This window comes from Streptomyces sp. NPDC020996 (genome assembly GCF_040641355.1).
Classification (GTDB): domain Bacteria; phylum Actinomycetota; class Actinomycetes; order Streptomycetales; family Streptomycetaceae; genus Streptomyces.
Window position 1 is genome coordinate 66,877 of sequence record NZ_JBFADM010000023.1, and the last position, 22,133, is coordinate 89,009.

General features: G+C 75.0%; 16 protein-coding genes. 10 read left to right on the top strand and 6 right to left on the bottom strand.

The genetic code is table 11. From position 1 onward, the window contains the following. Positions 1–54: 54 nt before the first annotated feature. From AB0G63_RS18165 to AB0G63_RS18180, 4 genes are all read left to right on the top strand, one after another. Complete coding sequence (locus AB0G63_RS18165) at positions 55–1,473, top strand: HEAT repeat domain-containing protein (RefSeq protein WP_360750992.1); 1,419 nt, start codon at positions 55–57, stop codon at positions 1,471–1,473. A 264-nt stretch (positions 1,474–1,737) separates the two neighbouring features. Then, on the top strand, positions 1,738–2,886 hold the full coding sequence (locus tag AB0G63_RS18170) for a glycosyltransferase family 1 protein (RefSeq protein WP_360750994.1): 1,149 nt from the start codon (positions 1,738–1,740) through the stop codon (positions 2,884–2,886). Continuing rightward, positions 2,883–4,034 carry a glycosyltransferase gene (locus AB0G63_RS18175; protein WP_360750995.1) on the top strand — a complete coding sequence of 384 codons (1,152 nt, stop codon included), beginning with the start codon at positions 2,883–2,885 and terminating at the stop codon, positions 4,032–4,034. The genes AB0G63_RS18170 and AB0G63_RS18175 overlap by 4 nt, the downstream gene beginning before the upstream one ends. A 1-nt stretch (position 4,035) precedes the next feature. Further along, the gene (locus tag AB0G63_RS18180; RefSeq protein WP_360750997.1) at positions 4,036–4,884 is read left to right on the top strand and encodes an SGNH/GDSL hydrolase family protein; all 849 of its coding nucleotides are present in this window, start codon (positions 4,036–4,038) and stop codon (positions 4,882–4,884) included. 217 nt (positions 4,885–5,101) lie between these two features. On the opposite strand, the gene AB0G63_RS18185 is transcribed toward AB0G63_RS18180, so the two are convergent. From AB0G63_RS18185 to AB0G63_RS18205, 5 genes are all read right to left on the bottom strand, one after another. Continuing rightward, complete coding sequence (locus tag AB0G63_RS18185; protein WP_360750999.1) at positions 5,102–5,971, bottom strand: biotin-dependent carboxyltransferase family protein; 870 nt, start codon at positions 5,969–5,971, stop codon at positions 5,102–5,104. Next, a complete protein-coding gene (locus AB0G63_RS18190) occupies positions 5,968–6,585 on the bottom strand; it encodes an allophanate hydrolase subunit 1 (RefSeq protein ID WP_360751001.1) in 618 nt (205 codons plus the stop codon). The genes AB0G63_RS18185 and AB0G63_RS18190 overlap by 4 nt, the downstream gene beginning before the upstream one ends. Continuing rightward, positions 6,582–7,340 (bottom strand): 5-oxoprolinase subunit PxpA, encoded by a 759-nt coding sequence (locus AB0G63_RS18195; protein ID WP_360751003.1) that lies wholly within the window; start codon positions 7,338–7,340, stop codon positions 6,582–6,584. The genes AB0G63_RS18190 and AB0G63_RS18195 overlap by 4 nt, the downstream gene beginning before the upstream one ends. Before the next feature lie 71 nt (positions 7,341–7,411). Next, positions 7,412–8,233 carry a putative hydro-lyase gene (locus AB0G63_RS18200; RefSeq protein WP_360751005.1) on the bottom strand — a complete coding sequence of 274 codons (822 nt, stop codon included), beginning with the start codon at positions 8,231–8,233 and terminating at the stop codon, positions 7,412–7,414. Then, positions 8,230–9,525 (bottom strand): MFS transporter, encoded by a 1,296-nt coding sequence (locus AB0G63_RS18205; protein ID WP_360751007.1) that lies wholly within the window; start codon positions 9,523–9,525, stop codon positions 8,230–8,232. Before AB0G63_RS18205 ends, AB0G63_RS18200 begins: the two co-directional genes overlap by 4 nt. Positions 9,526–9,725: 200 nt before the next feature. On the opposite strand from AB0G63_RS18205, the gene AB0G63_RS18210 reads away from it, so the two are divergent. The 4 genes from AB0G63_RS18210 (at position 9,726) to AB0G63_RS18225 (ending at position 17,733) form a co-directional block, all read left to right on the top strand. Then, a complete protein-coding gene (locus AB0G63_RS18210; RefSeq protein WP_360751009.1) occupies positions 9,726–10,430 on the top strand; it encodes a GntR family transcriptional regulator in 705 nt (234 codons plus the stop codon). Between the two features lie 176 nt (positions 10,431–10,606). Next, on the top strand, positions 10,607–12,133 hold the full coding sequence (locus tag AB0G63_RS18215; RefSeq protein WP_360751011.1) for a hypothetical protein: 1,527 nt from the start codon (positions 10,607–10,609) through the stop codon (positions 12,131–12,133). Positions 12,134–12,164: 31 nt separating this feature from the next. Beyond that, positions 12,165–13,049, top strand: a complete 885-nt coding sequence (locus AB0G63_RS18220; protein WP_360751013.1) for a hypothetical protein — start codon at positions 12,165–12,167, stop codon at positions 13,047–13,049. Positions 13,050–13,086: 37 nt separating this feature from the next. Then, positions 13,087–17,733: a hypothetical protein gene (locus AB0G63_RS18225; protein WP_360751015.1), complete on the top strand. Its 4,647-nt coding sequence runs from the start codon at positions 13,087–13,089 to the stop codon at positions 17,731–17,733. 128 nt (positions 17,734–17,861) lie between these two features. Here AB0G63_RS18225 and AB0G63_RS18230 read toward each other — a convergent pair whose 3' ends face one another. Then, positions 17,862–18,383, bottom strand: coding sequence for a hypothetical protein (locus tag AB0G63_RS18230; RefSeq protein WP_360751017.1), 522 nt, complete (start codon positions 18,381–18,383; stop codon positions 17,862–17,864). Positions 18,384–18,785: 402 nt separating this feature from the next. Here AB0G63_RS18230 and AB0G63_RS18235 point away from each other — a divergent pair, with 402 nt between their 5' ends. Together AB0G63_RS18235 and AB0G63_RS18240 are read left to right on the top strand one after the other, a co-directional pair. Beyond that, positions 18,786–21,692 (top strand): nitrate- and nitrite sensing domain-containing protein, encoded by a 2,907-nt coding sequence (locus AB0G63_RS18235; RefSeq protein ID WP_360751019.1) that lies wholly within the window; start codon positions 18,786–18,788, stop codon positions 21,690–21,692. Beyond that, on the top strand, positions 21,689–22,126 hold the full coding sequence (locus AB0G63_RS18240; protein ID WP_360751021.1) for a roadblock/LC7 domain-containing protein: 438 nt from the start codon (positions 21,689–21,691) through the stop codon (positions 22,124–22,126). The genes AB0G63_RS18235 and AB0G63_RS18240 overlap by 4 nt, the downstream gene beginning before the upstream one ends. Positions 22,127–22,133: the final 7 nt, after the last annotated feature.

Sequence of the window (22,133 nt, forward strand, 5' to 3'; positions counted from 1 at the left end):
GCCAGGTAGTGCACGTCCCCGGTTGCGTCGACGCTTGATGTGAGGCTGTTTCCCATGTTCGATCCGGTCATAGCGCCCAGCGGTACCCTGCTCGGCCTGCTCCAGCGGGGCCGCGGCGACGGGACGCTGCACGCACTCACCGCCCCCCGCGCGGAAGCGCTGGCGGCCCTGAACCACTGTGTGCTGCGCGACCCCCGCCACGACTGGCAGGTGGAGAACCGCTCCCTGTACTACGCCCGTCTCTTCCTCGACCTCAACGGCGAGCTGGACGAGATCGAGGCACACCTCTTCGACACCGAGGACGTCTTCGACACCGACGAGTCCCGCACCGGCCTCGCGCTGGCCGTGCTCGGTCACCTCGCCTCCTACGGCAGCCGGGACGCCCTCCTGCTGCTGCGCCGATACGCGGCCTCCGGCGCCAACTGGGCCTGGGCCCTGGACGAGCTGGCGCTGCGCGACGACGACGCGGGCCTGCGGGCCCTCGCGGCGCCCGTGCTGGCGCGCTTCGCCACCGACCCGGAGGGCGAGGCCGAACTGGCCGCCGCCGTGCGCGACGCCTTCGAGCCCCGGCCCTGGCGGCTGTGGGCCGAGGATCCCCGGGAATCCATCGCCACGCGCGTGCGTGCCGCCCAGGAGGCCGGCTGTTTCGACCGCTGGCAGCGGCAGCTGCGACCGACCGGGCCCCGACCCGGGTGGAGCGTGCAGGCCGTCCTCGACTGGGCTCAGCAGGGCACCGAACGCGGCGCCGCGCTGCACGTCCCGGCCGCCCGCTGCCTGATGGCCGTGGCGGGTCCCGAGGACCGGCCCGAGATCCTCCGGGCCGCCGTCGGCGGCGCCGACGGAGCCCGCTGCGCCGCCCTGCGCTACCTCGCCGACCGCAACGATCCGGCTGCCCTGGACCTGATCGAGGGCGCGGTGGTCACCGGCTCCGCGGCCGTCGCGGAGGCCGCCGTGGACGCCTTCGAGCGGATGAGCGGTGTCGCCGCCGTCGACCGGGCGCGCGGCTGGGCCCACCGGCCCGACCCGCTGGGCGCCGCCGCCGGCCGGGTGCTCGCCTGCCGGGGCGGGACCCGGGACAAGGACCTCGTCCTCGGGGCGCTGCGCGAGGCCGTACGCGGCGAGGGGCCCGACGCGCCCACCCTGTGGACCCTCGTCGACGGCGCCGGCCGGCTCGGCATCGCCTGCGCCGCCCCCGTGCTCCGCCATGTCTACCGCGAGACCGCCTCCTCCCATCTGCGCGGCCGGGCCGCACGCGCCCTGGCCGCCACCGACCCCTCCTTCCCGGCCGGCTTCGCCGTCGAGTGCCTGTGGGACTGCGAGGAGTCCACCCGCGAGATCGCCGCCCGGCATGCCGAGACCGGAGACGCCCGCGTCGTCGAACGACTCCGCCGGCTCGCCGCCGACCCGGCCGAGGAGGCCGAGGTCCAGACCGCCGTGCGCAGCCGCATCGGACCCGACGGAGCCGGCGTGTGAGCCGGGGCGTCTGCCGAGGCGTCTGCCGAGGCGTCTGCCGAGGCGTGTGCGCGCGGGCTGGTGAGCCGTGCCGGGTGAACCGGTCGCCCGGCCGCCGGCCGGGCGCCGGCGCGGCCCGCGGATGAACGACGGGTGACCCGCGGGTCAGGCGGTCGTGGACACGGCCTGACCCGCGGGGGCGCGGCTCGCAACGCTCATGGGACGTTCCTCGCCCGGAAAGATCCACGTTGACGCGGGCACGTCCGGTCCGGCGAGAACACCCGTATGCGTGTCGTCATCGTGACCGAATCCTTTCCCCCCGACGTGAACGGCGTGGCACACTGCGCGCTCCAGACCGCCCGGCACCTCGTAGATCGCGGTCACACCCCTGTCGTCGTCGCCCCCGCCCCTGCCCCCGCCCCCGGGAACAAGCCCGACGGGACCGAGTTCGACGCCCTCGCGCCGTGCCCCGTCGTCCGTGTCCCCTCCCTCCCGCTGCCCGGCTACCCCCAGGTGCGCGTCGCCCTTCCCAGCAGGCGTCTCGCTGCGGCCCTCGTCGAGCACCGTGCCGACGTCGTCCACCTGGCGAGCCCCTTCGTCCTCGGCGTCCGCGGCATGGCCGCCGCGGCCCGGTTCGGCGTGCCCGCCGTGGCCGTCTACCAGACCGACCTGGCCGGATACGCCCGCACCTACATGGGCGCCGGCGAGGCCGCGGCCTGGCGGCGGATCCGCTCCGTCCACTCCGCGGCCGACCTCACCCTCGCGCCCTCCAGCGCGGCCCTGCACGACCTGGAGGCGCACGGCGTGCCCCGGGTGCGGCTGTGGCCGCGCGGCGTGGACACCGTCCGCTTCCGCCCCGACCTGCGCGACGAGGCGCTGCGCCGCGAACTCGCCCCGGACGGTGAGCTGATCGTCGGCTACGTCGGACGGCTCGCCCCCGAGAAACAGGTCGAACTGCTGGCCGGTGTCTGCGGCCTGCCGGGCGTCCGCGTCGTCGTGACCGGCGACGGGCCGAGCCTGCCCGTCCTGCGGCAGCAACTGCCGGGCGCCGTCTTCCTGGGCCGTCGCACCGGCGACGACCTCGCCCGGATCTTCGCCTCGCTGGACGTCTTCGTCCACACAGGTCCCTTCGAGACCTTCTGCCAGACCGTGCAGGAGGCCATGGCGAGCGGCGTGCCCGTCGTCGCGCCCGCGGCCGGCGGGCCCCTCGACCTGGTCGCCCACGGGAGCACCGGGCTCCTGGTGCCGCCGCGCGACGCGGACGCGGTACGGGACGCCGTACGGGCCCTGGCCGCCGAACCCGGGACACGGGCCGCCTACGGCGCCGCCGCGCGCGCCACCGTCGAGGGGCGCACCTGGGTGGCCGTCGGCGACCAGCTGATCGAGCACTACCGGGCCGTGCTCGCCGCCCGCAGAACGGCGGTGGCGGTATGACCTCGCTGCGGATCGTGCGGCTGGCCAACTTCGTCGCACCCGCGTCCGGCGGGCTGCGTACCGCCCTGCGCGAGCTGGGCAAGGGCTTCCGGGCCGCCGGGCACGACCCCGTCCTCGTCGTGCCGGGCGAACGCGCCGACGACCGGGAGACCGAGCAGGGGCGGGTGATCACCCTGCCCGGGCCGCTGCTGCCGGGCACGGGCGGATACCGCGTGCTCACCGACAGGCGGCGCGTGGCGCGGCTGCTGGAGGAACTGGCGCCCGACCGCCTGGAGGTGTCCGACCGCACGACCCTCCGGTGGACCGGCAGGTGGGCCCGGCGCGCCCGGGTGCCCGCCGTGATGGTGTCCCACGAGACGGCGGACGGCGTGCTGCGCACCTGGGGCGTGCCGGAGGGCGCCGCCCGGCGCGCCGCCGACGCCCTCAACGTCCGCACGGCGCACACGTACGCACGCGTGGTGTGCACGACGGAGTTCGCCGAGCGGGAGTTCGTGCGGATCGGCGCGCGCAACGTCGTACGGGCCCCGCTGGGCGTCGACCTGGTGGAGCGGCACCCCGCGCTGTGGGACGCGGGGCTGCGGGCCCGGTACGCGCACGTGGCCGAGACGCTGCTCGTGACGTGCACCCGGCTGTCGGTCGAGAAGCGCCCCGGCACGGCGCTGGACACCCTGGAGGCGCTGCTGCGGCGGGGCAGGAAGGCGGTGCTCGTGGTGGCCGGGGACGGGCCGCTGCGCCCGCGCCTCGAACTCCGGGCTCGTGAGCGGGGGCTGCCGGTCACCTTCCTCGGTCACGTCGGCGACCGCGGGGCGCTCGGCGCCCTGCAGGCGGTCGCCGACGTGTGCCTGGCACCCGGGCCCGCCGAGACCTTCGGGCTCGCCGCGCTGGAGGCCATGGCGTGCGGGACGCCCGTGGTGGCCAGCGCATCCTCCGCGCTGCCCGAGGTCATCGGGCCCGCGGGAGCCGTCGCGGCCGACCGGGGCGACGCCTTCGCGGACGCCGTCGAGATGCTCCTGGACCTCCCCGAACGGGCACGGCGCGAGGCCGCACGCGCGCGTGCGGAGTGCTTCGGCTGGGACACGGCCGTCGACGCGTTCCTGGCCGCGCACGACGCGACGATGCCGGTGCGTCCTCACGTGCCGGGAGTGTGACATGGCACCCCTGCGTTTCGTCGCCCTCGGCGACTCGCTGACCGAGGGGGTGGGCGATCCCGTCGGCGGCGGGTGGCGCGGCTGGGCCGCGCTGCTGGCCGACGGGCTCGCCGAGGACGGCGTTGCGTTCACCAACCTCGCCGTCAGCGGCGCCCAGACCCGGGAGGTGCTTCAGCGGCAGACGCCGGCGGGCCTGGCCCTGCGGCCCGACGTCGTGTCGGTGGTCGTCGGGGTCAACGACACCCTGCGCCGCACCTTCGACATCCGCGCCGTGGCCGGACGGCTCGACGAGGTGTACGCCGCGTTCACCGGCCAGGGCGCGGTGCTGCTCACGGCCTGCCTGCCCGACCCCGGCGCGATGCTCGGGCTGCCGGGAGCGCTGGCCCGTCCGCTGGCCCGGCGGCAGCGCGCGGTCAACCGGGTCGTCCACGCCCTCTCCGACCGTTACGGCGCCGTGCATCTGCACGCGTGCGAGGGCGCCTGGCTCACCGACCGCGCGATGTGGAGCGTGGACCGGCTGCATCCCGGCGAGCGGGGTCACCGGGCACTGGCCGTGCGCTTTCACGCACTGCTCGCCGAGGCGGGCCTCGCCACGGGGGCCGCGCCCTCGGCCGAGCCGGAATCCCCGGCGCCCACCCGGTCGGCGAACCTGTGGTGGCTGGCCACCTCGGGCACCGGCTGGGTGGCCCGGCGGTGCACCGACCTGCTGCCGCAGCTGCTGCGGCTGGCCGCCGACGAGATGCGCCACCGCGCGCGGGGCACCGGCGCCCGCCTCGACACGCGGGCGTCGGCGGCGGTGTCGGCGGCACTGGCCGCGCTGTCGGCGACGGAGCGGGCGGACGCCGTGTGACCCGGGACGCGGTGTGACAGGGAGCGCGTCGTAGTACGACTCAGGCGCGGAGGCGCGGAGGCGCGGAGGCGCGGCGGTACGGGGACGCGGCGGTACGGCGGTACGGGGACGCGGCGGTACGGGGACGCGGCGGTACGGCGGTACGGGGACGCGGCGGTACGGCGGTACGGGGACGCGGCGGTACGGCGGTACGGGGACGCGGCGGTACGGGGACGCCTCAGCGCCGCCGTACCGCCACGAAACGCACCGGTGTGCCCGGCGCCGCCTGTGCCGTCCGCGGGAGATCGCCGACGCGGACGACCCCGATCACCGGGTAGCCCCCGGTGGTCGGGTGGTCGGCCAGGAAGACCACGGGCCTGCCGTCCGGCGGCACCTGGACCGCCCCCAGCACCATGCCCTCGCTGGGCAGTTCGCCGGGCACGGCACGTTCCAGGGCAGGCCCCTCCGTGCGCAGTCCGATGCGGTTGCTGGCGGCAGACACCCGGAACGTGCGGGAGGTGAAGGCGCGGACCGCCTCCGGCGTGAACCAGTCGTCGCGGGGTCCCGGCGTCACGCGCAGGACGACCTCGGTGGGTGGCGCCGGGCACGGGGCGAAGTCCACGCGCGCGGGCGGGCTCTCCGGCATCCCCAGGGGTAGCACCGCGCCGTCCGTGAGCGGCGCCGGGCCCAGCCCGGACAGCAGGTCCGTGGAGCGGCTGCCGAGCACCGGCTCGACGGCGACGCCGCCGGAGACGGCCACGTAGCCGCGTACGCCCGAAGTGACGGTTCCGACGTCCAGGACCGCGCCGGCGGGCACCCGCACGGGCGCGCCCCAGGACACCGGCCGGCCGTCCACCGTGACCGGGCAGGGTGCGCCCGCGACGGCCACCGTGACCGCCGAACGCGGCCGCAGCGCGCAGCCGGTGACGGTGGTCTCCAGGACGGCCGCCTCGGGCCGGTTGCCGACCAGCCGGTTGACGAGCGCCGCCGCGGGCCCGTCCAGCGCACCGGAGCGGGGCACGCCGAGGTGGGCGTGTCCGGGACGCCCCTGGTCCTGCACGGTGGTCAGCGCGCCGGCCCGGACGACGACGAGTGCGCGGTCCGTCATGGGCACCCCACCGGGACGAAGCGCACCCGGGTGCCCGGCGACAGCAGCGCGGCCGGCACCCGCGTGTGGTCCCACAGCACGGTGTCCGTCCGCCCGATCAGCTGCCAGCCGCCCGGCGACGAGCGCGGGTACACGCCCGTGTACGGGCCCGCCAGCGCCACCGAACCGGCCGGGACGGCCGTGCGCGGGGCGGCCCGGCGCGGGACGTCGTAGCGCGGCGGCAGGCCGGTGAGGTAGCCGAAGCCGGGCGCGAACCCGCAGAAGGCGACGCTGAACTCGGTCTCCGCGTGGATCCGGGCCGCCTCCCGCGCCGAGACGCCCCAGTGCTCGGCGACGTCGGCGAGGTCGGGGCCGTCGTAGCGCACCGGGATCTCGACGGCGGCACGCGTGCGCGGGGGAGCGGGAGGGACGTCGGCCGCGGCGAGTTCCCGGGCCAGCCGCTCCGGTTCGTCGAGTCCGTCGAGGAGCACGGTGCGGGCCGCGGGGACGATCTCGCGGGCCGACAGCGCGCCGTCGGCGCGGCGGCGCGACAGCTCCGCGTGCAGCGCCCGGGCCTCCTCGTCCGAGGACACCTCGACGAGCAGGGCGCTGTCGCCGACGGGCAGCACCCTCATGCGAAGGCCTCCACCCGCACGCCCGACTCCTGCAGACGCTGCCGCACCCGCCGGGCCAGCTCCACGGCGCCGGGCGTGTCCCCGTGCAGGCACAGGGAACGCGCGCGTACGTCGACGCGGGCGCCGGAGTGGGAGGTGACCGTCCCGAACCGGGCCAGCGCCAACGAGCGTTCCACGACGGCCTCCGGGTCGGTGACGACGGCGCCGTCCCGGCCGCGCGGCACGAGCGTGCCCTCCTCGGTGTACGCGCGGTCGGCGAACGCCTCCGTGACGGTCTCCAGCCCCGCCTTCCCGGCCAGCTCCAGCAGGCGCGAGCCGGGCAGGCCGAGCACCGGCAGCGTGGCGTCGGCCAGCAGCACGCCGTCCACGACGGCCTCCGCCTGCTCCTGGTCGTGCACGACGCGGTTGTAGAGCGCGCCGTGCGGCTTGACGTAGGACACGCGCGTGCCCGCCGCCCGCGCGAAGACCTCCAGGGCGCCGATCTGGTACGCCACCTCCGCCGCGAGCTCCTCGGGCGGCACGTCCATGGCGCGCCGCCCGAACCCGGCCAGGTCGCGGTAGGAGACCTGGGCGCCGATCCGGACGCCGCGGTCGGCCGCCAGCTCGCACACCCGCCGCATGGTGGCCGCGTCCCCGGCGTGGAAGCCGCAGGCCACGTTGGCGCTGGTGACGACCGACAGCAGCTGTTCGTCGTCGGTGAGCTGCCAGCGGCCGAAGCCCTCGCCGAGGTCGGCGTTCAGATCGATGGGTGTCATGGATCCTTCGTGTCTCCTTCTCAGGCCACGCGGCTTCTCAGGCCACGCGGTTTCCCGGACCACTCGGTTTTTCAGGCCACGCGGTACTGCTCGTCGCGGGCGTCGGTGAGGAACATCTGTCCCGGCGCGTGGGTGATGGCGAACGGCGGACGCGAGGCCATCACCGCCGCCTGCGGGGTCACACCGCAGGCCCAGAACACCGGTATGTCGTCCGGCTCGGCGTCCACCGGGTCGCCGAAGTCGGGCCGGCCGAGGTCGTCGATGCCGAGCCCGGCGGGATCGCCGCAGTGTACGGGGCTGCCGTGCACTGCCGGCAGCAGGCTGCTCTCCCGGATCGCCGCCGCCAGGTGCTCCGGCGGCACCGGGCGCATGGACACCACCATCGGGCCGTGCAGCCGCCCCGCCGGACGGCACGGACGGCCGGTCACGTACATCGGCACGTTGCGGCCCTGCTCGACATGGCGGATCGGGACGCCCGCCCCGGTCAGCGCCCACTCGAAGGTGAAGCTGCAGCCGATCAGGAACGACACCAGGTCCTCGCGCCAGTGCGCGCGCACGTCCGTGGGCTCCGCCACCAGCTCACCGTCCTGCCACACCCGGTAGCGCGGCAGGTCGGTGCGCAGGTCCGCGCCGTCCGCGAGGACGGTCGTGTACGAGCCGGCGTCCGTCACGTCGAGCACCGGGCAGGGCTTGGGGTTGCGCTGGCAGAACAACAGCATGTCGTACGCCCATTCGGCGGGCACCGAGATCAGGTTCGCCTGGGTGTGACCGGCGGCGACCCCGGCGGTGGGGCCCGTGAGCCCCTGGCGGAAGCGGGCCCGGGCGGTTTTCGGGCTCCACGCGTGCGCGTGCGCGTCGATCAGGGTCAGCGGTCGGTCCTCGGTCTGGTTCACGAGAGCTCCTTCCCGCGCGTCTCCGGCAGCCCGAGCAGCGCCAGCGCGGCGATGCCGTAGCCGGTCGCGCCGAACACCAGCGCGCCGCCCACGCCCCAGCTGTCGGCCAGGAAGCCGACGGTGGTGGGGAAGACCGCGCCCACCGCGCGTCCGGTGTTGTACGTGAAGCCCTGCCCCGTGCCGCGTACCGCCGTCGGGTACAGCTCGCTCAGGTAGGAGCCGAAGCCGCTGAAGATCGCCGACATGCAGAACCCGAGCGGGAAGCCGAGCACCAGCAGCAGGGCGTTCGCCCCGCTCGGGATGTTCGCGTACGCCAGGATGCAGACGGCCGACAACAGGGCGAACAGCCAGATGTTGCGCCGGCGGCCCAGCCGGTCGGTGAGGTAGCCGCCGGTCAGGTAGCCGAGGAAGGCGCCGGAGATCAGGAACGTCAGGTACCCGCCGGTGCCGACGACCGACAGGTCGCGCTCGGTCTTCAGGTACGTCGGCACCCAGGTGGCGAGCGTGTAGTAGCCGCCCTGGACGCCGGTGGACAGCAGGCCCGCGAAGACGGTGGTGCGCAGCAGACCGGGCTTGAAGATCGCCGCGAACGAGCCCTTCCGCGGGCTGTGTGCGCGTACGGCGACCGCCTGCGGGGCGTCGTGCACCCGCCGCCGCATCCAGATCACCAGCAGCGCGGGCAGCGCGCCCGTCCAGAACATGATGCGCCAGGCCAGGTCGTCGCCGGCGAACGAGAAGACCAGCGTGTACACGATCGCGGCCAGCGCCCAGCCGGCGGCCCAGGAACTCTGGACCGCGCCGAGCGTACGGCCGCGGTGCCTGGCGCTCGCGTACTCGGCGACCAGGATCGCGCCGACCGCCCACTCGCCGCCGAAGCCGAGGCCCTGCAGGGCCCGGAAGACCAGCAGTGTCTCGTAGTTCGGCGCGAAACCGCAGGCGACGGTGAAGACGGCGTACGTGATCACCGTGATCATCAGCGCCCTGACCCGGCCGACCCGGTCCGCCACCACGCCCGCGAGGGCGCCGCCGACCGCGGAGACCACGAGCGTGACGGTGGTGAACAGGCCGGTCTGACCGCTGTCCAGACCGAAGTACGCGGCCAGCGCGACCATGCTCAGCGGCAGCGTGAAGTAGTCGTAGGAGTCCAGGGCATAGCCGCCGAACGCGCCGGCGAAGGCGCGGCGGCCGCGCGGGCCGAGCGCGCGCAGCCAGCCCAGCGCGCCGTCGTCGCGGGTGAGTTCGGCGGCTCGCGGGCCGGTGGCCAGGGCCTGCGGTGGAGGGGTCGTGCTCATGGGCACCTCGCAGAGGGAGGACGAAGGGTGCGGAACTGAGCCGTGCCGTGCCGTGCCGTGCTGTGCCGTGCCGTGCGTGTGCGGGAAGCGGTGGCGCCGTACTGAGGAACGGCGCCACGCAGGAGCACCGTAGAGGATTGTTCAACGATCCCTCAATACTCATGTTGTTACGTTCTTGTTCTCTGCGATTGAATTCCGGCATGGCAGAGCAGCTGACCTCCCTGGCCGAGGACCGGGCCCTCCTGGGGCGCACCAGCACCGCGGAGCGGGTCTCGGACATCCTCAGAAGCCGCATCGCCGAGGGGTTCTTCCCGCCCGGGACCCGGCTGTCGGAAGACAGCATCGGCGGCGCGCTCGGGGTCTCCCGCAACACGCTGCGGGAGGCGTTCCGGCTGCTCACGCACGAACGCCTGCTCGTCCACGAGCTCAACCGGGGCGTCTTCGTGCGGGTGCTGACCGTCGAGGACGTGGAGGACATCTACCGCACCCGCGGCCTAGTCGAGTGCGCCGTCGTCCGCGGCCTCGGCGAGCCGCCCTACGCCCTGGACGGGCTCACCGAGGCGGTCGAGGAGGGCGAGCGGGCGGCGCGCGAAGGTGACTGGAAAGGCCTGGGCACCGCCAACATCCACTTCCACCGGGAACTCGTCGCCCTCGCCGGCAGCGCCCGCACCGACGAGCTGATGCGCAGTGTCTTCGCCGAACTGCGCCTCGCCTTCCACCTCGTGGACGAGCCGAGGCGGCTGCACGAGCCCTACCTCGCCCGCAACCGGCAGATCCTCCAGGCGTTGCGGGAGGGCGACCGGTGCGAGGCCGAGAGACTGCTCGCGGTGTACCTCACCGACTCGCTGGAGCGGGTGGTCGATGTGTACCGCCGGAGGGTCGGGGAGGGCGAAGCCCTCCCGTAGGGGCGCGGGGTACCGCGCGACGCTGCGCGGGGTACCGCGCGATGGGGCGCGGGGTACCGCGCGACCGGCCCCCGCCGGTTCGCGCACGACGCACGACCGGTGGCCGCCCGGCCCGCCGCGGGCGGCGATCCGCGCCGTTTGGGTCGTTGTCAGACCGAGGACCTAGTCTGTGCACCGTGACTTCGCCAGCATCGACGGACAGCGTTCCGCCCCAGCTCAGCGCGGGGCCGCGCCCCGCGCCGGGCCCGGCCGCCGACGAGGGGCTGGCGCGGCGGCTGCGCGCGCTCGCCTGCACCGCGCCGCTGCACGACCTCGACGCCCGCAAGGGCAGCCTCGCGGGCGAGTACTCGGTCTACGGCATGGCGGAGGTGGCCCTCGCCGCCATCGACCTGGTCACGCTGAACATGGACTTCGACACCGGCGCCGACCACGAGCAGATCGTCGCCCGCCTCGTCCCCCGCATCGCCGCGCAGGCCCCGCAGCGCCCGGTCGCCGAGCACGAGCGCGTGGCCCGCTGGGTGCTGGAGAACCTGATCAACGTCGGCAGCGTCGACCGCGGCTTCCGGGCCGTGTACGGCACCTTCGCGCCGGACGGCAGCTACGTCCGCCGCGACTACGACTTCAAGCTGGTCGAGGAGGTCCCGGGCCCCGGCGGCACCGTCTACCTGCGCACCACGGACGAGGCGGTCAACGTCCTGGTCGGCGCCCTGGACACCGATGTCACCAGCGCCCAGATCGCCGCCGAGGTCAAGCTCGAGATCCTGATCAGCCGCGGACGCCTCGCCGACGCCCAGCTCGCCGCCGAACAGGCCCGTTACCGCACGGTGCAGTACTCGGAGACCCTGCGCAGAGCCCTGGAGGCCACCCGGCGCAACGTCCGCGCGGTGGACTGGCTCAACTCCGTCCCGGACATGATCGCCGAGGCCCTGGACCACGTGGCCGACCGCTACCGCCACGAGAACGCGATCCTCACCAACATCCGCAAGGCCAGGGACGAGACGGAGGACCCCGGGCACAAGCGGCGCGCCGCCGAACTCGTCGACATCGTCAAGGACTGCATCCGGCGCCACACCCAGCTGCAGTCGCGCCTGCTGGAGGCCGGCCCGCTGTTCCGCGCCGAGCAGGACCGGCAGGCCTTCGCCGCACCCACCACGACGTCCGGGATAGACCTGTACGGCCAACTGGTCGCCCCGGTGCTGCCGTTGCCGCTGGAGCAGGCCGTCCGCGTCACGGACGCCTTCTTCGCGCGGGGGACCGGACTGCGCGCGCCGGCGTCGGTGCGGGTGGGTGACCTCGTCGACCTGCTGCTGACACCCCCGGTGGAGCGCGAGCACCTCGGCGCCGAGATGCCGGAGCCCGACCTCGTCGCCACCCCGGACGACAGCCGCTTCAGCGAGGAACAGCTCGCCGCCGCCATGGAACTGCTGGACCTGCCGGCCGACGCGCCGCGCCGGCTGTCGGGACTGCTGGCGCAGGCCCGGCGTCAGGACCCCGACCTGCCTTACCTGGTGGCGCTGCTGGCCGTCCACGCCGCCAGCCCGCCGGTGGGCACGGCCTACCGGCAGGGCGAGGAGAAGCTGCTGTTCGCCGTCGACGACGGGACCGAACTGGACGACCCGGAGTTCGGCGGAGCCGACCTCATAGTCGGCACGGCCCTGCTGGACGCGGCGGGGATGGCGGCCGACCGGACGGAAGCAGCATGACCGAGCACAAGCGCGACAAGGAGCCCCAGCCGTGACCGAGCACGCCGAGCGGAGCGATGCGGACGCCCCGGCCCCGGCCCCGTCGGCGAACGGCGCCGTCACGCCCGCCGACGCCGCCGACGCGGCGCGGCTCGTCGCCTTCGGCCTGCAGCCCAAACTGCAGCCCGCGCGCGATCAGGAGTACACGGAGCTGCTGCGCCGCTACCGCGACGACCCGCCGTTCGCACGGCTCGCGGACGCCGTGGCCGCCGGACTCGGGCTGGTCGTCCTCGAGGTGTCCCCGCGCGCGGGAATGGCCGTGACCGCCGCCGAGGACTCGGTGTTCGCCGTCCGCATGAGCGACTACGCCCGCCGCACCTCGGCCGACGGCGGGGACCGCTTCCTGCACGGGCTGGCCCATCTCGCCGTCGCCGCCCTGGCCTTCCCGCGCCCCGAGGACCTCGCCGACGACGGGTACATCGGACGCGTGACGGTCAACGGCGTCGACGCCTTCGTACGGCAGGCCTGCCGCCGGCTGGAGGAACGGGCCGAGGAGCAGGGCGAGAACACCGACCCGGCCACCGACACGCCCGGCCTGGAGGCCGCCTGGCGGGTCTGGGCCAGACGCAGCGCGACCGGCGCCACCAAGGACGCGCGCAGACTCGCCGGTTCCACGACCGGCATCGTGGGCAAGGCTGTCGCCTTCCTCACCGACTCCGGCTTCCTGCAGCGCACCGGCGACGACAACGGCGGCACCTACCGCACCACGGCCCGCTACCAGCTCCAGGTGCGGGACATGGCGGGCAGCGCCGCGATGGCCGAGCTGCTGGAGCTGGGCGTGGTCCCGGTGACCGACGGCACGCCGACCCTGCTGCCCGCCGAGCACACCGACGACCTGGAGCTGGTGGCCGACGCCGGGCTGCCGTTCCACTCCTGAAGCACCGCACCTCCCCCCAGACTTACGAGAGTCCGCCATGTACGAGCTGTCCCGGGTCCGCCTCTACTCCATCGGGCCCGCCGGTGCGCGCTACGCCGACACCGTGCTTGACCTGCGGGGCGTGGGCGCCGTCGTGCCCGACCCCGCGCCCACCCAGGCGGAGTTCTTCGAGGACGAGCCCGTCGGCCCGCCGCGCCGTCCCGCACCCGCCGGGGTGCTCTTCCTGGAGAACGGCGGCGGCAAGTCGGTCCTGCTGAAGCTGATCTTCTCGGTGATGCTGCCGGGCCACCGCAACACCCTCGGCGGCGCCAGCTCCGGCGTGCTGCGCAAGTTCCTCCTCGCCGACGACTGCGGGCACGTGGCCCTGGAGTGGCAGCACGTGCAGACCGGCGAGTGCGTCGTCGTCGGCAAGGTCAGCGAGTGGCGCGGACGCCAGGTCTCCAGCGACCCGCGGAAGTTCGCCGAGGCCTGGTACTCCTTCCGGCCCGGCCCCGGGCTGAGCCTCGACAACCTGCCCGTCGCCGAGTCCACCGCCGTACGGCCGCCCGTCGAGGGCAGCTCGGGCGCGCAGGGGCGGCGGCGCACCATGAAGGGTTTCCGGGACGCCCTCACCGAGGCGGGCAAGGCCTATCCGCACCTGGAGGTGCACTGGGAGGAGATCCACGACCGCTGGATCGAGCACCTCGGCGACCTCGGCCTGGACCCCGAACTCTTCCGCTACCAGCGGGAGATGAACGCCGACGAGGGCGAGGCGGCCGGCCTGTTCGCGGTGAAGAAGGACTCGGACTTCACCGACCTGCTGCTGCGCGCGGTGACCGACACCCGGGACACCGACGGGCTCGCCGACCTGGTCAGCGGCTTCGGCAACAAGCTGGGGCGCCGGGCCGAGCTGATCGCCGAACGCGACTTCACCGCCGGGTCGGTCGACCTGCTCGGGCGGATCGTGGAGGCCGCCGACGCCCGCGCCCGCGCGCGTGACGTCCACGCCGCCGCCGAGCGCCGCACGCGCACCCTGGCCCGCCGGCTGTCGGCGCGGGGCGTGCGGGAGCGCGTACGGGCCGCCGACCTCGCCCAGCGCGTCACCGCCGCCGCATACGCGGTCACGCACTCCGACGCCGCCCGCGGGCGCAGCGCCCTGATCGCCGCCGAACTGGCCTACCGCAACGCCTCCCTGGCGCTCGCCGCGGCCGAGAAGTCGGCCACCGCGCAGAAGCGCGAACTCGCCGACGCGCGCACCCTGCACGCCGCCTGGCAGGCCGCCGAGGCCGTGCTGCGGCACCGCGCGGCCGCCGACCGTGTCGCACGCGTGGCCGCCGCCATCCAGGAGGCCGAGCGGGACGCCGCCCCCGCCCTCGCCGCCCGCGCCAAGGCCGCCGTGGACCTCGTACGGGCCCTGCACGCGGCCGCGGAGCGGGCCGAGACCCTCGCCAACGAGGAGGAGGAGCGGTCCGCCGCCCTCCAGGAGGTCAGCGAGTCGGCGTACCGCGACTCGACCGCCGCCGCCACGGACGCGCAGCGGGCCCGCAGCGAGGCCGGGCACCTGCGGCAGCGCCTGTCCGAGGTCGAGCAGGAGACCGCCGAGGCGGTCCGCGCGGGCTGGCTCGACGACAGCGCGCCCGACGCCGACCCGGCCCGCGCCGCCCTCGCGGCCAGCGACGCGGAGAAGACGGCCGTCGCTGCCTGGGACACCGCCCGGGAAGCCGCTCGCAGGGCCACGGACCACGCGCGCGAGGCAGCCGCCGCGGAGTCCCGCGCGGAGCTGACGGCCGCCCGCGCGGCCGACGCCGCCACGGCCACCCAGCGGTCCTACGAGGCCGAGCGCCGCATCGCCGAGGCACTGGCCGCCGAGGAGCGGCTCGCGGAGCTGCTGAGCCTGTCCGGCAGCAGCGGCAGTGGCAGTGGCAGCGGCGCCGCACGGCCCGCGGTCCCGCACCCGCGCGCCGCGGCCGAGGACGACGAGGCGGCCCTCACCCCCGAGGAACTGGACCGCTTCGCCGACGAACTGCGCGAACTCCTCGACGACGCCGTCGCCTCCGCCGAACGGCAGTTGTTCGACCTGCGCACGGCAGCCGCCGACGACGCCCGCATCCTCGGGGCGCTCGGCGACGGCGGACTGCTACCGCCCGGCCCGGACGTGCTGGCCACCGTGGAATTCCTCGGTGAGCACGGCATCCCGGCCCTGCCCGGCTGGCGCTATCTCGCCCAGGCCGTCGACCCCGCCGACCACGCGCGCGTCCTCGCGGCGCGGCCGGAGCTGGTCGACGGCGTGATCATCACCGACCCCGGCACGCACGCGCGTGCCCGCGAGGCGCTCTCCGACGCCGCCCTGCTCCCGCGCTCCGCCGTGGCCGTCGGCACGGCCGCCGCGCTGCTCGCCCCGACGCCGGCGCCCGGCGCCGGTGAGGGGGACGTGTTCCTCGTACCGCCGAACCCGGCCATGCACGACGAGCACGCCGCCGACGAGGAGCGGCAGGCACTGCGCGCCCGGGCCACCGAGCGGGACGGGGAGATCCGCACTCTCGCCGCCCGCCTCGGCAAGGACCGGGAGCTGGCGGCGCGGCTCGCCTCCTGGCGGACGGGCTGCCCGGCCGGACGGCTCGCCGAGTTCGCGCGGGCCGCGCACGACGCGCGCGTGTTCGCCGAGGAGGCCGAGGCCGAGCTGGCGGAGGCGCGTACCGTCCGGGCCGAGGCCGACGAAGCCGCCGCCGAGGCCGCCCAGGTGCGCGACGAGCGGCAGGAGGCCGCACAGAAGGCCCGGCGCGCCGCCGACGCCCTCGCCGGGCTCGCCTTCCGGCTGCGCGAGCGCGCCGGCTGGCAGGCAGGGCTCCGCGAACTCGCCGACGAGGCCGCCGAGTCGGAGGCCCGCGCCCAGGCATGCCTGGAGCGGGCCCGAGCCGCCGACGAGGACCGGCGCGCCGCCCAGCGGGCCGCCGACGACGCCCGCCGCACCGCCCGCGCGCTGCGCGCCGAGCGCGCCGAGATCGCCGGCGCCCCCGACGACGTACCGGACACGGACGCCGACGCCCCCGAAACGTCCCTGCCCGCCCTGCGCGAGGCATACCGGGCCGCGTCGCAGGTGTACGAGAAAGTCGGTGTCGGCGCCGACCTGCGGGCCGAGCAGGCCCGCGCGGAGAGCGACGAGAGCGCGGCCCGGGCCGAGCTGGACCGGCTGAGCAACAAGGTCCGCACGCGTGCGGAGCAGTTGCTGCAGTCGCCCGACGGGTCCGACGGGCCGTCCCGGCAGGCCGCCGCGGCACGTGCCGAGGAACTCGTGCAGTTGCTGGAGACCCGCATGTCCACCGCCAGCGAGCAGCTCGGCCGGCTGCGCGGCGAGGCGGAGCGGCACGCCCCCGAGGACGGCGAGGCGCACACCGAACTGCCCGAGGAACTCGTCCCGCGCGACGCCGAGCACGCCCAGGCGCTGCTGCGCACGGCGACCGCCGAACTCGCCTCCCGCACCGAGGCGTTGACGCAGGCACGGGAGGCGCACGCCGAGCTGCTGGAGGCCCACCGCGCCGCCGAGGACGCGGCGAGCGGGTTCGACGAGACGGCGGCGATGCTCCGTGACCTGATGCGCGAGCACGCGAGCGAGGAGGAACAGGAGCAGCCCGAGCCGTATCCGGGCAGCCTGGAGGAGGCCCGGCAGTCCGCCGCCGAGGTGCGCCGTTCGCTGCGCGGCTGCGCCGCCGATCTGTCGGCCGCCGAGGCCGCGGTGCGCGAGGCGAGCGACGTCCTCGTCCGGCACGCCAACTCCACGCGCTACGAGCAGGTCCGCACCCCCGCCCGGCAGCAGATCCGTGAGCTGCCCGCCTCCGCGCTGCCCGAGCACGCGCAGCGCTGGGCGGACGCCTTCGCGCCCCGACTGCGCGTCCTCACCGACGAGTTGGCGCAGCTGGAGCGCAACCGGGACTCCATCGTGGACCGGCTGAGGGGCCTGGTCGAGTCGGCGCTCGCGACGCTGCGCTCCGCCCAGCGGCTGTCCCGGCTGCCCGAGGGGCTCGGCGAGTGGTCCGGGCAGGAATTCCTGCGCATCCGCTTCGAGGAGCCCGACCAGGCCACGCTCACCGAGCGGCTCGGCGAGGTCGTCGACGAGGCCACGCGGGCGGCCGTGAAGAAGAACTCCGACCTGCGGCGCGACGGCATGTCCCTGCTGCTGCGCGGGGTCGCGGCCGCGCTCCAGCCCAAGGGCGTCGCGGTGGAGATCCTCAAGCCGGACGCCGTGCTGCGGGCCGAGCGCGTCCCCGTCGGGCAAATGGGCGACGTGTTCTCCGGCGGCCAGTTGCTGACCGCTGCCATCGCCCTGTACTGCACGATGGCGGCACTCAGGAGCAACGACCGGGGCCGCGACCGGCACCGGCACGCCGGCACCCTGTTCCTGGACAACCCCATCGGCCGCGCCAACGCCACCTACCTGCTGGAGCTCCAGCGGGCGGTGTCCGACGCGCTGGGCGTCCAGCTCCTTTACACCACCGGTCTGTTCGACACGACCGCGCTCGCCGAGTTCCCGCTGGTCATCCGGCTGCGCAACGACGCCGACCTCAGGGCGGGCCTGAAGTACATCAGGGTGGAGGAACATCTGCGCCCCGGCCTTCCGCAACCGGCCCCGGCCGGAGAAGGGGAAGCGGTGCACAGCGAGATCACGGCGACCCGGATGTTCAAACGGCCGGCGCCCAGCGCCCCGTAGCCACGGGACGGCGCGGTGGGGCGGGCCCGGCGCGGCTGGCCGCCCCTCCCTGTCCTGACGTCCTGGCGGACGCCTCTCCGGGAATTCAGTCGCCTCTCAGGCATTCAGGAAGTCAGGAACGCCGGGCTTCAGGGGTGGGACAGCTGTCCGGTACCGCCCCGCCTGCGTATCCGCGCCTGGGCGCGCTCCGCGGCCCTGGCCTGGCGCCGGGCGCGGCGCCGCTCGCGCCGCAGGGCGCGGGCCGTGCTGCTCGGCGTCGACACCACGCCGTTGCGCTGGTTCCACACCTGACGCGTCACCCAGACGTCGAGCGCGCCCCACGTGGCCGCGACGGTGCTGACCACGCTGCTGATGACCATCGGGAAGGCCAGCCACGAGCCCGCCATGGTGCACAGGAACGCCACCATCGCCTGTATCAGCGTCACGGCGATGAACAGCACCGCCCGCACCGCCGCGGTCCGCACCGGATCGGGCAGCCTGCGCCGCCGGGCCGGCTCCTCGACCCACAACGGCCGGGCCCGCGGCGGCACGGCCGCCGCCATGTCGTACTCCGGTGCTCCGGGGCCCCGCAGCTTCGCCCCCTGCGCCGCCACACCGCCCCGGTGCGCCTGATGCCGCTCCGCCGTGCCCATCAACGTGTCACTCCCCATCCCCAGCAGACCGCCTGCCCCGTGCCCGGATCGCACGGCTCCCCTGTGATTGCCCGGCTTGCACTGTTTCACTCAGCTCGGGTGCGGGATGCGGCTCATGTGGCCGATTCCGCCCCGTCTCCCATGGAACAAGGACGAACGGCACGTCCGGAAGATTCCCAAGGACCGGAAAGTTTCGGCCAACTGGCCTGTGATCCGCTTGGAGTGGTTTCGTCGCCCGGCACAGGGATCGCGGGAGGCAATCTCCCGCAATGGCCGGACAACTCCGCATCTCTTGCCACGCGAGCGGAAGTTCAGCCTCCGGATGGCTCTTCGAGTTCGCTCTGCGTCGGTAGTAGGCTCGCGCCGTTTATTGACGCACGTCCGTGCCCCCGGCCGATGGGGGTCGAGCTGGGGGAGGCCATGCGCTTTCGCGGGAAGTCGATCCGCCGGAAGATCGTGGCGCTGCTCCTCGTGCCGCTGGTGTCCCTGACCGCCATCTGGGGCTTCGCCACGGTCCTGACGGGACGCGAGGCCCAGCGGCTCTTCAACGTGTCCGACGTGGTGGAGAAGATCGGCTACCCCATCGAGGACACCGTCCGCGTCCTGCAGCAGGAGCGCCGGCAGACCCTCGTCTACCTCGCCGACCCCCGCGCCTCCGCCGGGCTCGCCGACCTCCGGCGCAGCCGCGGCGTCACCGACGACGCCGTCTCCGAGATCCGCAAGAACGCCCGCGACTCCGACGTCCGCGACGCCCTGGGGGACGCCACCGGCGAGCGGCTGACGGCCGTACTGGACGCCTTCGACGGCATCGACTCCCTGCGCCGCAGCGTCGAGGACGGCACCGTCGGCCGGGCCCAGGCCCTCGATCTGTACAACCGCCTCGTCGACCCCTGCTACGTCCTGCTCGCCAATCTCCACGTCGTCGACAACGTCGAGTTGGACAAGCAGTACCGCGCGCTCGTCAACCTCGCCCGCGCCCGCGAACTGCTCTCCCGCGAGGACGCCCTCCTCGGCTCGGCCCTGATCGTCGGCAAGCTCTCCCGCGGCGAGATCCGCGACGTCTCCGACCTCGTGGCGCAACGCACCCTGCTCTACGACGTCAGCCTGCCGCTGCTGCCCTCCACGGAACGCGAGCGGTACGAGGGGTTCTGGAAGAACGCCGCCACCGCCCCGCTGCGCGTCGCCGAGGAGGCGGCCGTCTCCTCCGGGCCCGGCGTCCCGCACGACGTGAGCGCCAAGAGCTGGGACACCACCGCCGGAGACGTCCTCGACGAACTCGGCACCCTCAACGACCAGGCCGGCGACCGCTACCAGGACCGCGTCCGTCCGGTCGCCATGGGCGTCATCGCCAAGGCAGCCGTCGCCGGCGTACTCGGACTGGTGGCCCTGCTCCTGTCGCTCTTCCTGTCCGTGCGCGTCGGCCGGGGCCTCATCCGCGACCTGCGGCAACTGCGTCTGGACGCGCACGAGGCGGCAGGCGTCCGGCTGCCCAGCGTCATGCGCCGGCTGTCCGCGGGCGAACAGGTCGACGTGGAGACCGAGGTCCCGCGCCTCGAGTACGACAAGAACGAGATCGGCGAGGTCGGCCAGGCCCTCAACACCCTTCAGCGTGCCGCCGTCGAGGCCGCGGTCAAACAGGCCGAGCTGCGCGCCGGCGTCTCCGAGGTGTTCGTCAACCTCGCGCGCCGCAGCCAGGTCCTGCTGCACAAGCAGCTCACCCTGCTCGACACCATGGAGCGCCGCACCGAGGACACCGAGGAACTCGCCGACCTGTTCCGCCTCGACCACCTGACCACCCGCATGCGCCGGCACGCCGAGGGCCTGGTGATCCTCTCCGGCGCCGCCCCCTCCCGGCAGTGGCGCAAGCCCGTCCAGCTCATGGACGTGGTACGGGCCGCCGTAGCCGAGGTCGAGGACTACGAACGCATCGAGGTCCGGCGTCTGCCACGGGTCGCCGTCACCGGACCGGCCGTCGCCGACCTCACCCACCTCGTCGCCGAACTCCTGGAGAACGCCACGGTGTTCTCCCCGCCGCACACCGCCGTCCAGGTCGTGGGCGAGCGGGTCGCCAACGGATTCACCCTGGAGATCCACGACCGCGGCCTCGGCATGGCGGCCGACGCGCTGCTGGACGCCAACCTCCGGCTCGCCGAGACGCCGGAGTTCGAGCTGTCCGACACCGACCGGCTCGGCCTGTTCGTGGTCAGCCGCCTCGCCCAGCGGCAGAACGTCCGGGTCTCCCTGCAGCCGTCGCCGTACGGCGGCACCACCGCCGTCGTCTTCATTCCCGACGCGCTGCTGACGGACGACGTCCCGGACACCAACGGCATCGGCTTCCGGCTCGACCGCCCGCGCCGCACCAAGGAGACCGAACCGGAGGAGGGCCGCCGAGGCGCGCTCTCCCCGGCACCCGTCCAACTGCCCGGCCTGGCCGCCTCGCTGCTGGACGGTCCCGTCGAGCTGGAGGCCCCCGTCGACCTGGACGCCATCGGGGACTTCCCCGGGGCCCTCGACGACGAGGACGGCGAACGCGGCGGGCTGTTCCGCCCCCGCCGCTCCCTCACCCTCGCGGACCAGCAGCCCGCAGGCCCGCACGGCGACCCGCTGCACGAGGCGGCCGACGCCCGCGGCCCGGGCCAGGACGCCTCCGACGGCGACGTGGGTGCCGGCGCCCCGGTCCAGCTGCCCCGCCGCCGCGCTCCCAAGCTGGTCAGCTCGCACGGACGCCCGGTCGTCGAGCAGTGGGCGCGCCGCGAGGACGCCGACGACCGGCGCACCACCGGCCCGGCCAGATCCCAGGCGCAGGCCGCCGGACCGACCCGCCGACCGGTCGAGGAGCTGCCGGCCGGCGGTGGAACGGTCCGGCCGGAGCAGGACGGCACGCCACCGCTGCCGACCCGGCGGCGCGGCGCCTCGCCGCTGCGCCCGGGCGTGGGCGGAGCCGACCGGCCCGGTGAGCACACCGCACCCGCGGCGCCGTCGGGCCGCGGCCCCCGCGAGACGGGGGACACCCCCGCACTCCCCGGGCGTGGCCGCAGTGCCGCGGCCGCCTCCGGCGACGCCTCCGCGGACGCGCGGGAACCCGGTTCCGGCGCGGGGGCGCTGCCCCGGCGCGTCCGGCAGGCCAGCCTGGCCCCGCAGCTGAAGCAGGGCCCCGCCCGGCGGACGCCGGAGACCACCGAGCTCGCGGACCGGGACGCCGACGAGGTACGCAGCCGTATGGCCGCACTCCAGCGCGGCTGGCAGCGCGGCCGCGAGGAGAACGCCGCGGGCGACGACGCCCACGGCAGCACAGCACAAGGAACGAACAAGGGGGACGGTCGATGACCGCACCGAAGGCGACCGGCCACACCGCGACCGACAGGAACGGGGAGCTCAACTGGCTCCTGGACGAACTCGTGGACCGCGTCGCGAGCATCCGCAAAGCCGTCGTCCTGTCCAGCGACGGCCTGGCGACCGGCGTGTCCAAGGACCTGACCCGGGAGGACAGCGAGCACCTCGCCGCCGTGGCCTCCGGTTTCCACAGCCTGGCCAAGGGCGTGGGCCGCCACTTCGACGCCGGCAGCGTCCGCCAGACGGTCGTCGAACTCGACGACGCCTTCCTGTTCGTCACGGCCGCCGGCGACGGCAGCTGCCTCGCCGTGCTCTCCGACGCCGACTCGGACGTCGGCCAGGTCGCCTACGAGATGACGCTGCTGGTCAAGCGGGTGGGAGTGCATCTGGGCGCGGCTCCGCGCACCGATCTGCCCGCGGGCGGGTAGTGGAATG